Raw genomic sequence first — 10,590 nt, forward strand, 5'->3', positions numbered from 1 at the left:
CGACCGGGGCCGCCGGTGCGCCGGCGGCGCACGGGCAGTCGTCCCTCGGCGAGGGCGTCGGCCACGGCGTCGCGCACCGCGCCGCTGCGCCGGGGATCGACGCCGCCCTCGGAGACGACGCCGACGATGAGGTCTCCCGAGCGGGTCTCCGCCGTCATGCGAGCGGTGCCGTGGTCGCCGTGTCCGGCGTTCACGCAGAAGATCCGAGCCTCGTCGGCCCAGGCGGCGACCGCGTGATCGACGGCGGGCACGCCGGTCGCGGTGTGCACGAGCCACGCGTCGGCGAGATCGTCGCGCACGACCGGGCGCGCCGTCCACATGATGCGACCTTCGTCGACGAGCACCGCGAGCGCCGGATCGAGCTCAGGGGCGACGACGATGACCTCGGCGCCCTCATCGACGAAGCGCGCGACTCGACGTGCCGAGACGGGGCCGCCGCCGACGGCGACCACGCGCCGTCCGGTGACGTCGATTCCGATGAGCATCAGCGTGGGTCCTTCCGGATGTGCACGATCCCGTGCTCGACCGCGACGGGCCAGGTGCGCAGGTCGTGCCGCTCCTTGCCGAGGGTGTCGAGGCACGTTCCCGTGCGGAGGTCGAAGACCTGCTTGAACATGGGGGAGGCCACGGTCGGGGCGTCGCCGCGGCTGCCGACGATGCCGCGCGACATGACGTACGCGCCGCTGTACGGGTCGCGCTGCTGCACGGCGTGGATGCTGCCGTCGTGGAGCAGGAAGAGGGCGAGCTGGTCGCCCTCGATGAGCGCCGCTGCGCCTCGTTCGACCTCGAGGTCGTCGACCCGGCACACGGGCACCCAGCTGCTCGTGCGATTCGGCTCCATGGTTCGGGCAGTGTCGGCGATGGTCATCGGCGTACCTCCAGGGTGGTTCCGGCGATGAGCACGCCACCGCTCTCGCGCTCGGCGTCGGTCGCAGGCCGGGGCTGCCCGCGCTCTGCGGTGTAGGCGAGTGAGGGGTCGGGCGTCGTCGGCGCGTTGACGAACGAGGCGAAGCGCTTGAGCTTCTCTGGGTCGTCGAGCGTCGCCTTCCACTCGTCTTCGTAGGCGTCGACGTGGAGCGCCATCGCGGCGTCGAGGTCGTCGGCGATGCCGAGCGAGTCGTCGATGATGACCGCGCGGAGGGCATCGAGGCCGCCCTCGAGCTCCTCGAGCCACGGGGCGGTCCGCTGGAGACGGTCGGCGGTGCGGATGTAGTACATCAGGAACCGGTCGATCGTGCGGATGAGGGTCTCGGAGTCGAGCCCTTCGGCGAGCAGTTGCGCGTGCCGCGGCGTGAATCCGCCGTTGCCGCCCACGTACAGGTTCCAGCCCTGCTCGGTGGCAATGACGCCGACGTCCTTTCCGCGGGCCTCCGCGCACTCGCGGGCGCATCCCGAGACGCCGAGCTTCAGCTTGTGCGGTGACCGCAGGCCGCGGTAGCGCAGCTCGAGCTCGACCGCCATGCCGACCGAGTCCTGCACGCCGAATCGGCACCACGTGGAGCCGACGCACGACTTGACGGTGCGCAGTGACTTGCCGTAGGCGTGGCCCGACTCGAAGCCGCCGTCGACGAGTCGCTGCCAGATCTCTGGAAGCTGCTCGAGGCGCGCACCGAACAGGTCGATGCGCTGGCCGCCGGTGATCTTCGTGTAGAGCCCGAAGTCCTTCGCGACCTGGCCGATCACGAGGAGACCCTCGGGGGTCACCTCGCCGCCGGGGATGCGGGGGACCACGGAGTAGCTGCCGTCCTTCTGCAGGTTCGCCATGACGTGGTCGTTCGTGTCCTGGAGCGAGGCGCGGCCGCCGTCGAGCACGTGTCCGGCGCCCTGCGACGCGAGGATGCTCGCCACGACGGGCTTGCAGATGTCGCAGCCGCGCCCGGTGCCGAACCGCGTGACGATCTCGCTGAACGTCGTGAGTCCCGCCACACGCACCTGGTCGAAGAGCTGTGCGCGGGTGGAGGCGAAGTGCTCGCAGAGCGCGCTGCTCAGGGTGACGCCCGCGGCCTCGAGTTCGGCGCCGACGAGGCGCTTGACGAGGGGGAGGCACGAGCCGCACGCGGCACCGGCCTTCGTGCACGCCTTGACCCCCGCGACATCCGTGCATCCGTCATCGGTGACTGCGGACCGGATGCGGCCGGCGCTGACGGCGTTGCAGCTGCAGACGAGCGCCTCGTCGGGCAGCGGGCCGGTGGCCGGGCGGGCGCCGTCGGTCTCGGGAAGCAGGTAGGCCGACGGGTCCCCGCCGAGCTTGGCGCCGATGAGCGGCCGGAGCGAGGCGTAGGCCGTGGCATCGCCCACGAGGATGCCGCCGAGCAGGATCGACGCGTCGTCGGAGAGCACGAGCTTCTTGTAGACGCCGGCGACCGGGTCGGCGTAGACGACGTCGAGTGCGCCCGGCGTCTCGCCGAACGCGTCGCCGAAGCTCGCGACGTCGACGCCGCCGAGCTTGAGCTTGGTCGAGAGGTCGTACCCGGGGAACTCGGCTTCGCCGCCGAGCAGGCGGGTCGCGACGACCTCGGCCATCGCATATCCGGGGGCGACGAGGCCGACGCAACGGCCCTCCATCGCGGCGACCTCTCCGATCGCGTGGATCGAGGGATCGGAGGTGCGGCATCCGGCGTCGACGATGACGCCGCCACGCTTGTCGACCTTCAAGCCGGAGATCCGTGCGAGCTCGTCGCGCGGGCGCACGCCGACCGTGAAGATGACCACGTCGGCCGGAGCGAGGCTGCCGTCGCGGAACTCGAGCTGCGCGACACCGCCGTGGGGGCCCGGGTCGAGCCTCGTGGTGATCGTCTCGGTGCGCACCTCGATGCCGCGGGCTCCGATGAGGCGCGCGAGCGCTTCGCCGCCGGCCGCGTCGAGCTGGGCCGACATGAGGCGATCGGACGACTGGATGATGGTGGCCTCGACGTCCATGCCCTGGAGCGCTCCCGCGGCCTCGAGGCCGAGGAGCCCGCCGCCGACCACGATGCCGCGAACCGGCCGGTCGAGGGCGCCCTTGCGCTCGGCCACCCACGAGGAGAGGGACTCGAGGTCGTCGAGCGTGCGGTAGACGAAGACGCCGGGCAGGTGGAAACCGTCGACGGCGAGGGATGCCGCGTAGGAGCCCGTTGCGAGCACGAGCTCGTCCCACTCGACGACGGTGCCGCTCGCCGTGCGCAGGCGCCGCTCGTCGCGATCGAGCGCCACGACCGCGTCGCCGCGGAGGAAGGACACGCGCTCGTCGTCGACGAAGTGCTCGCGTGAGAGCGTGAGGTCGTCGACGGTCGCACCGTCGAAGAATGCGGTCAGCCCTACGCGGTCGTAGGGGAGGCGGTCCTCCTCGCCGATCACGGTGATGCGCCAGCGGCCCTCTGGGTCGCGAGTGCGCACGCTCTCGACGAAGCGGTGGGCGACCATTCCGGCGCCGACCACCACGAGGTGACGCGTGAGCGTGTTGTCCGACATGCCGTCACGGTAAACGCTCGGCGTTGCGTCGCCGTGGCGGGAGTGTTTCGGGGGTGTGTCGCGGGCCATCCGGGTCTCCTCATTCCGTCTCAGACGCGGGCGTGCAGGAGGCCGATGGTCGTTCGGGGCCCCCTGATCACGCACCGAGCTGTTGACAATGACGGTACGGAAGTCGTGTTTCCTCGTCGGACGTGAGGTGTTAACCCGATGCAAACCTCTCCGCACTTCGTGCGCGAGAGGATTGTGAGAAGGCGCTCAGCTGCGCGCGGTGAGCACGATCGGGTCGCCTTCGGTGACGGCGATGGTGTGCTCGGAATGGGCGCCGCGCGATCCATCGGCGCTCTTCAGCGTCCAGCCGTCGGCATCCGTCACGATGCGGTCCGTCGTCTCGAGGAACCATGGTTCGATCGCGATCACGAGTCCCGGCTTCAACGGCAGGCCGCGGCCCGGGCGGCCGTCGTTCGGAATGTGCGGGTCGCCGTGCATGGTGCGGCCGACGCCGTGCCCGCCGAAGTCGGTGTTGATCGAGTAGCCCTCGGCCTTCGCGACGTTCGCGATCGCGCGGGAGATGTCACCGATGCGGTTGCCGGGGCGCGCGGCCGCGATGCCGGCCGTGAGGGCGCGCTGGGTGGTGTCGATGAGCCGCAGGTCTCCGTCTCGCGGCGTGCCGACGACGATCGAGACGGCGGAGTCGGAGACCCATCCGTTCACCGACGCCGCGAAGTCGAGGGTCAGCAGGTCGCCGTCGCGGAGGGCGTAGTCGCGGGGGAGGCCGTGCAGCACCGCGTCGTTCACCGAGGTGCAGATGACCTTGCCGAACGGGCTCGCGCCGAACGAGGGGTGATAGTCGATGTAGCAGCTCTCGGCGCCGGCCGCCCTGATCATCTCGTGCGCGAGCGCGTCGAGCTCGAGCAGGTTGACCCCGACCGCGGCGGCTCGCGATGTGGCTTCGAGCACGCTCGCCACGAAACGGCCCGCAGGCCGCATCTCCTCGACTTCGGCAGGGGTTCTCAGTTCGATCACGAGTCCATTCTGTCGTCTCCGCCCTGAGTGAACACCCGGCGGGCTCGAAGGCGCCGCCGTTACGCTGGAAGCATGCTGATCCGGCGTGCGTTCTACCGATGGTTGTTCATCGCGATCGTCGCGCTGCCCGTGTGGCTCGCCGTCGGTTGGGCCATCTTCGGCGGCGGCGGCTGGGGCACGCTCGGGCTCATCGTGGTCGTGCCGGTCGGGTTCCTCTCGCTCGGCGTCGTCGCGCTCCTCACGTCGCTCCGGCCGACCGTGCGCGAGCAGCGCGCGGTGTCGTGGATGGACCTCGGCGTCATCGGCGCCTGGCACGCCGCCATCGTCGCCACGGGCTTCTACGGCGCGACCGCGACGCTCTTCGCGGTGCTCGCGATCCTGCTCGCGATCGCTGCCTTCTGGATGGTCGTCTGGCAGCTCGTGCACGACGGCGCGCGGCGCGTGCAGGCGTCGATGGCCGAGTTCGAGCGACTCGCCGCCCAGCAGCAGGGCGCCGCACGGCGTCCGGATGCCGCGGGCACTCATGGCCCGCCCTTCGACGACGGCGACGACGAGGTCATCATCGTGCGCGAGGTTCGCGACTGACGGAGGCGGCATTGCAGCGGCATCCGTGGACCCGCTTTTGCCGGGGAGTGCCGTGACATGGCACAATAGAGGATTGTGCCGCCGCAGGTCTCTGCCTCCGGGGAGCTAGCACAGCGCGACCTGGTCGCGCGGGCGGCACCATTCACTTCAATCCATGATCCGCGTTCGACCGGTGGCGGGCGCAGAGAGCGAACCATCATGCACATCCTCGACCAACTCGACGCAGCGAGCCTGAGGTCGGATGTTCCCGACTTCCGGCCCGGCGACACCGTCAAGGTGCACGTCAACATCATCGAAGGCACGCGCAGCCGCGTGCAGGTCTTCCAGGGCGTCGTCATCGGCCGTTCAGGAGAGGGCGTGCGCGAGACCTTCACGGTGCGCAAGGTCAGCTTCCAGGTCGGCGTCGAGCGCAAGTTCCCGGTGCACTCGCCCGTGATCGACCACATCGAGGTCGTCACGCGCGGCGACGTGCGCCGTGCGAAGCTCTACTACCTGCGCAAGCTCCGCGGCAAGAAGGCCAAGATCAAGGAGAAGCGCGACAACTAGTCGCCGCTGCCACTCGCGGATCGCGAGTGCCTGGCATCACCATCGAGCTCCCCGCCCCTAGACTGGGTGGGGAGCTCGGGCGGTTAAATGACAGAAGAAACTATCACCACGCGATCAGATCGCGCGGGCTCGGCATCGGCGCGCAGAAAACGAGGCATTCTCCTCTTCCTGCGCGACCTGCTCGTCATCTTCGTGGTGGCCGTGCTCGTCTCGTTCCTCATCAAGACGTTCCTCATCAGGTCGTTCTTCATCCCATCGCAGTCGATGGAGGAGACCCTCGTGAAAGACGATCGCATCATCGTGAACCAGCTGGTTCCCGACCTCACGCCACTCGAGCGCGGCGACGTCGTCGTGTTCAAAGACCCGGGCGGATGGCTCCCGGCCCGCGTGGAGACACCGCAGCCGCCACTCGTGGCCGCCGTCGACTGGTTCCTCGCGTTCGTGGGACTCTCGGCGCCCGACTCGAACGACCACCTCGTCAAGCGCGTCATCGGACTGCCAGGCGATCACATCGTGTGCTGCAACGCGCTCGGCCAGATGAGCGTCAACGGCGTGCCGCTCGACGAGACGTATGTGGCGCTGCCTCCGGGCGAGAGCAAGGTCTCTCGCGACGACTTCGACGTCGAGGTACGCGACGATTCGCTGTGGGTCATGGGCGACAACCGCTACAACTCGAAGGACTCGAGATACAACACCGAGACCCCGCTCGAGGGATTCGTGCCCATCGACAACGTCGTCGGCCGCGCCTTCGTCGTGAGCTGGCCCATCGACCACTGGATGTGGCTTGACAACTACCCCCAGGTGTTCGATGGTGTCGATGAGGGAACGGGCTGACATGGTTCCACCACCGGTCGCGGTGCCGACATTGCGGGCGGAGCGCGAGATCTTCGCCGGAGGCGCTTCGGTGCTGCTCGCGTGCGACGAGGTCGGCAGGGGCGCGCTCGCGGGCCCGGTCACGGTCGGGCTCGTGCTCATCGATGCGAGCGTGCGCCGCATGCCCGCGGGCCTACGCGACTCCAAGCTCCTGAGTGAGCCGCGTCGTGAGCAGATGGCGCCGAAGGCGGCTGCATGGGTCCGCGCATCGGCGGTCGGCGACGCCTCGGCGAAGGAGATCGACGAACTGGGCATCATGGCGTGCCTCGGCCTCGCCGGAGCTCGCGCCTTCGCCGCGCTCGCATTCGCGCTCGGCGATGAGGTGAACGAGGTGGATGATGCGCCGCTCCTGCTCGACGGCAACCACGACTGGCTCAGCATCGCCATCGAGCATCGCGCCCGCGTGGTCACGCGGATCAAGGCCGACCGTGATTGCGCATCGGTGGCTGCGGCTTCCGTCATCGCCAAGGTGCATCGCGATCGTGGCATGCGTCGTGCGCACGACGACGTGCCCGTCTACAGCTGGGACGAGAACAAGGGCTACGCGAGCCGTGCCCACTTCGCCGCGATCGACGAGCACGGACCCAACGAGCTGCACCGCTCGACTTGGCTGCACGATCGCTCGCCAACGGCGCCGGCGCTCTTCGACCTCGGCGTAGGATGAGTCACGATGGATGAAGACGAGTTCGAAGACTACGACCGCGAGGTCGAGCTGGCCCTGTATCGGGAGTACCGCGACATCGTGTCGCAATTCCAATATGTGGTCGAGACCGAGCGACGCTTCTATCTCGCGAACGAGGTCGAACTCGTGCGGCGTGATACCGAGCACGACTTCTATTTCGAGCTCACCATGAAAGACGTGTGGGTGTGGGATGTCTACCGCGCCGACCGCTTCGTGAAGTCGGTGCGCGTGCTCACCTTCAAAGACGTCAACGTCGAAGAGCTCGCGACCCGGGAGTTCGAACTCCCGAAGGAGCTCGCGCTCGACGAGTAGCACTCGTCCTCGACAGCGACGCTCCCTGCTCGGCCTTCGCCGCTGAGCGCCGCTTCGCCTCGCCCGCCGCCGCCACCGCGCGACGCTGTTCGCGGAGGTGGTGCGGATGGCGCACAACGCGGAACTCGGCCGACGCGGTGAACAGCTCGCGGTCGATCATCTGGTCGGCCGCGGCATGGCGGTGCTCGACCGCAATTGGCGGTGCCGGCTCGGCGAGATCGACATCGTGGCGCGCGACGGGCGCGACACCGTCTTCATCGAGGTGAAGACCCGCACGACGAGTGACTTCGGGCACCCGTTCGAGGCGATCACCCCGGTGAAGCTCGCGCGCATGCGCCGGCTTGCGATCGCCTGGTGCGAGGCGACGGATGCCGCGGTCTCGCGAATCCGCATCGACGCCGTCGCCGTACTCGCCCCCACCGAGGCGCCGGCACTCATCGAGCATCTCGAGGGGATCAGCTGATGCCCGTCGCCCGCACCCGATCGGTCGCCCTGCTGGGGCTCGCCGGCTCGATCGTCGAGGTCGAGGCCGACCTCTCGTCGCAATTGCCCGCGTTCGTCATCATCGGCCTGCCCGACGCCGCACTCGCCGAGGCCCGTGAGCGAGTGCGTTCGGCTGCCGTGAACGCCGGATGCCCCCTGCCGCAGCGCCGCCTCACGGTGAACCTCTCACCCGCGGCCCTGCCGAAGCACGGCTCCGGCTTCGACCTCGCGATCGCGATCGCGTGCCTCGCGGCCGCCGGCGAGATCGCACGCGAATCGGTCGACCGTGTCGTGCACCTCGGTGAGCTGGGGCTCGACGGCCGGCTGCGACCGATCGACGGCATCCTCCCCGCGGTGCTCGCGGCATCGCGAGCCGGCCATGACACGGTCATGGTGCCGGCGGGCAATGCCGCCGAGGCGTCGCTCGTGCCCGGGGTGACGGTGATCGGGGTCGCCTCGCTCCTCGAAGCCGCCATCTGGCACGGCGGCGCCTACGAGGTGCGTGAGATCGACGCGGTCCCCTCGACCGATCGCGCTGACGAGCCCGAGCAGGTGCCCGGCGATCTCGCCGACGTGGCGGGCAACGAAGAAGCGGTGGAAGCGCTCCTCGTGGCCGCTGCCGGTGGCCATCACATGTTCCTCCTCGGCCCGCCGGGAGCCGGCAAGACCATGCTGGCGTCCCGGCTGCCGGGAATCCTGCCCGATCTCGATTCCGACGCCGCGCTCGAGGTCGCCTCACTCCGATCGCTCGCCGGGGGGCGGCTCGTCAACGGACTGTCACTGCGTCCGCCGTTCGAGGCTCCGCATCACACGGCGACGGCGGCGGCCATGGTCGGCGGCGGCAGCCGGCTCATCCGTCCGGGTGCTGCAGCACGGGCGACCCACGGCGTGCTGTTCCTCGATGAGGCACCCGAGTTTCCGGCATCGGTGCTCGATGTGCTCCGTCAGCCGCTCGAATCGGGCAGCGTCAGCATTCATCGTGCGACTGCCGTCGCCTCGTTCCCTGCGCGATTCCAGCTCGTGCTCGCGGCGAATCCGTGCCCGTGCGGGGGCTATGACTCGCCGGGCAACGAATGCACGTGTCCGCCGTCGATGAGACGGCGGTACCTCGGCCGCATCTCGGGGCCGCTCCTCGATCGCATCGACGTGCAATTGAAGGTGCCCCGCGTCACCGCGGCCGGGCTCCGCTTGATGGGCGAGCGCACCGGCATCACAAGCGATGAGGCCCGTGCCCGTGTCATCGAAGCTCGCGCTGCGGCATCCGACCGACTGCTCGGCACCCCTTGGCGCACGAACGCCGAGATGCCGGGCCCGTGGTTGCGCGGCGCTGGCGGGTTGCATCCCGGCGGCAAGGCGACCGCCGCACTCGATCGCGCGCTCGAACGCGGCGGTGTCACGATGCGCGGCTACGACCGGGTGTTGAAGGTCGCCTGGACCATCGCCGACCTCGACGGCGCGGTGCGCCCCGGCGCCGACCAGGTGGGTCGCGCGTTCTATCTCAGGAAGGGAATCCCCGCATGAGCATCGTGAAGCACTCGGCGGCGCGACTGGCCGCCGAGCTCTCCGCCCTCCGCCGCGACGACGGTGCGGCGCTCGAGGCGTTCGCCCGCGCGCTGCTCAGTTCGGTCGCTGAGCCCGGCGACGGGCTCCTCGGTCGCGTCGTCGCTGCGCTCGGCCCGGCCGAAAGCGCCGAGCTGCTGCTCGAGTCCGTGCCGGCCGAGCGGCTCGCCGCTCGTGTCGCGGAGGCCGGCGAGTCGCTCGATGAACGCGAGGCTGCGGCCGGTCTCGAGCGATGGCTGCCCCGCGTCGACCATGCGGCGTTCGTCCGCTCGCTCGCCCAAGCCGCGCGTGTCGAAGCGCGCCTGCTCATCCCCGGCGATCCCGAGTGGCCGGCCGGCGTCGACGAGCTCGGCGTGCACGCGCCGCTTCTCCTGTGGATTCGCGGCCGCGCCGACGCCCTGAACCACGGCAGGCCGTCGATCGCCCTCGTCGGGGCGCGTGCCGCCACGGGCTACGGCGAGCATGTGGCGATGGAGGCATCCGCAGGGCTCGTCGATCGCGGGTTCACGATCGTGTCGGGCGGCGCCTACGGCATCGACGGCATGGCGCACCGATCGGCGCTCGCGAGTGATGGTGTCACCGTCGCGTTCCTCGCGGGCGGGGTCGACCGCTTCTACCCGATGGGTCATGAAGCGCTGCTCTCACGCATCGCCGCGACCGGCGCGGTCGTCTCCGAGCTCGGATGCGGTGCGGCTCCGACGAAGTGGCGCTTCCTCCAGCGCAATCGACTCATCGCGGCCGCGAGCGAGGCGACGGTCGTACTCGAGGCCGGGGTTCGTTCGGGCTCGCTCAACACCGCCGGACACGCCGCAGCGCTCGGGCGCCCGCTCGGCGCGGTGCCCGGACCGGTCACGAGTCCGGCATCAGGCGGTTGCCATCGCCTCCTCCGCGAGTACAACGCCGTGTGCGTCGTCGACGCCGGGCAGATGGCCGAGCTCGTCGGCGATCACCGAGCCGGCGCGCACCCGACCGGTGAGGCCGTGGCGAATCTGCAGCGCGGGCCGGCCGCGGCCGGTGCGCCCGCCGGTACGAGTGCCGGCGGTGGCCGGCGATACGCCGCCGCCGCATCGCCCGAC

Annotated in this window: 12 protein-coding genes; 8 read left to right on the top strand and 4 right to left on the bottom strand. The window is 70.0% G+C overall.

Translation table 11 applies throughout. The features are described 5' to 3' along the window. The 4 genes from ESP51_RS19560 to map form a co-directional block, all read right to left on the bottom strand. Positions 1–485 (bottom strand): precorrin-2 dehydrogenase/sirohydrochlorin ferrochelatase family protein (locus ESP51_RS19560; protein WP_277871103.1); only part of this gene is annotated, 485 nt, incomplete at its 3' end. Beyond that, on the bottom strand, positions 485–868 hold the full coding sequence (gene nirD / locus ESP51_RS19565; protein WP_129522545.1) for a nitrite reductase small subunit NirD: 384 nt from the start codon (positions 866–868) through the stop codon (positions 485–487). The genes ESP51_RS19560 and nirD, both read right to left, overlap by 1 nt. Further along, positions 865–3,450, bottom strand: coding sequence for a nitrite reductase large subunit NirB (gene nirB, locus ESP51_RS19570; RefSeq protein WP_129522546.1), 2,586 nt, complete (start codon positions 3,448–3,450; stop codon positions 865–867). The genes nirD and nirB overlap by 4 nt, the downstream gene beginning before the upstream one ends. A 255-nt stretch (positions 3,451–3,705) precedes the next feature. Continuing rightward, positions 3,706–4,473: a type I methionyl aminopeptidase gene (gene map / locus ESP51_RS19575; RefSeq protein ID WP_129522547.1), complete on the bottom strand. Its 768-nt coding sequence runs from the start codon at positions 4,471–4,473 to the stop codon at positions 3,706–3,708. Between the two features lie 72 nt (positions 4,474–4,545). Here map and ESP51_RS19580 point away from each other — a divergent pair, with 72 nt between their 5' ends. The 8 genes from ESP51_RS19580 to dprA form a co-directional block, all read left to right on the top strand. Then, positions 4,546–5,058, top strand: a complete 513-nt coding sequence (locus ESP51_RS19580) for a hypothetical protein (RefSeq protein WP_129522548.1) — start codon at positions 4,546–4,548, stop codon at positions 5,056–5,058. Between the two features lie 198 nt (positions 5,059–5,256). Further along, entirely contained in the window at positions 5,257–5,604 is a 348-nt protein-coding gene (gene rplS / locus ESP51_RS19585) for a 50S ribosomal protein L19 (RefSeq protein WP_129522549.1), read from the top strand. 87 nt (positions 5,605–5,691) lie between these two features. Further along, positions 5,692–6,438, top strand: coding sequence for a signal peptidase I (gene lepB, locus ESP51_RS19590; protein ID WP_129522550.1), 747 nt, complete (start codon positions 5,692–5,694; stop codon positions 6,436–6,438). Between the two features lies 1 nt (position 6,439). Beyond that, on the top strand, positions 6,440–7,141 hold the full coding sequence (locus ESP51_RS19595; RefSeq protein WP_129522551.1) for a ribonuclease HII: 702 nt from the start codon (positions 6,440–6,442) through the stop codon (positions 7,139–7,141). A 6-nt stretch (positions 7,142–7,147) separates the two neighbouring features. Next, entirely contained in the window at positions 7,148–7,471 is a 324-nt protein-coding gene (locus ESP51_RS19600) for a DUF2469 family protein (protein ID WP_129522552.1), read from the top strand. Positions 7,472–7,577: 106 nt separating this feature from the next. Continuing rightward, positions 7,578–7,934, top strand: coding sequence for a YraN family protein (locus ESP51_RS19605; RefSeq protein ID WP_129522553.1), 357 nt, complete (start codon positions 7,578–7,580; stop codon positions 7,932–7,934). After that, a complete protein-coding gene (locus tag ESP51_RS19610; protein WP_129522554.1) occupies positions 7,934–9,475 on the top strand; it encodes a YifB family Mg chelatase-like AAA ATPase in 1,542 nt (513 codons plus the stop codon). Before ESP51_RS19605 ends, ESP51_RS19610 begins: the two co-directional genes overlap by 1 nt. Next, positions 9,472–10,590, top strand: a 1,119-nt coding sequence (dprA, locus tag ESP51_RS19615; RefSeq protein ID WP_129522555.1) for a DNA-processing protein DprA, incomplete at its 3' end; no start/stop codon positions are given. The genes ESP51_RS19610 and dprA, both read left to right, overlap by 4 nt.

The organism is Agromyces albus, from assembly GCF_004134825.1.
In the GTDB taxonomy this organism is placed as follows: domain Bacteria; phylum Actinomycetota; class Actinomycetes; order Actinomycetales; family Microbacteriaceae; genus Agromyces; species Agromyces albus.

Coding starts and splice junctions, on each gene's coding strand:
- nirD (WP_129522545.1), bottom strand. CDS start 868: ATGACCATCGCCGACACTGCCCGAACCATGGAGCCGAATCGCACGAGC.
- nirB (WP_129522546.1), bottom strand. CDS start 3,450: ATGTCGGACAACACGCTCACGCGTCACCTCGTGGTGGTCGGCGCCGGA.
- ESP51_RS19580 (WP_129522548.1), top strand. CDS start 4,546: ATGCTGATCCGGCGTGCGTTCTACCGATGGTTGTTCATCGCGATCGTC.
- rplS (WP_129522549.1), top strand. CDS start 5,257: ATGCACATCCTCGACCAACTCGACGCAGCGAGCCTGAGGTCGGATGTT.
- lepB (WP_129522550.1), top strand. CDS start 5,692: ATGACAGAAGAAACTATCACCACGCGATCAGATCGCGCGGGCTCGGCA.
- ESP51_RS19595 (WP_129522551.1), top strand. CDS start 6,440: ATGGTTCCACCACCGGTCGCGGTGCCGACATTGCGGGCGGAGCGCGAG.
- ESP51_RS19600 (WP_129522552.1), top strand. CDS start 7,148: ATGGATGAAGACGAGTTCGAAGACTACGACCGCGAGGTCGAGCTGGCC.
- ESP51_RS19605 (WP_129522553.1), top strand. CDS start 7,578: ATGGCGCACAACGCGGAACTCGGCCGACGCGGTGAACAGCTCGCGGTC.
- ESP51_RS19610 (WP_129522554.1), top strand. CDS start 7,934: ATGCCCGTCGCCCGCACCCGATCGGTCGCCCTGCTGGGGCTCGCCGGC.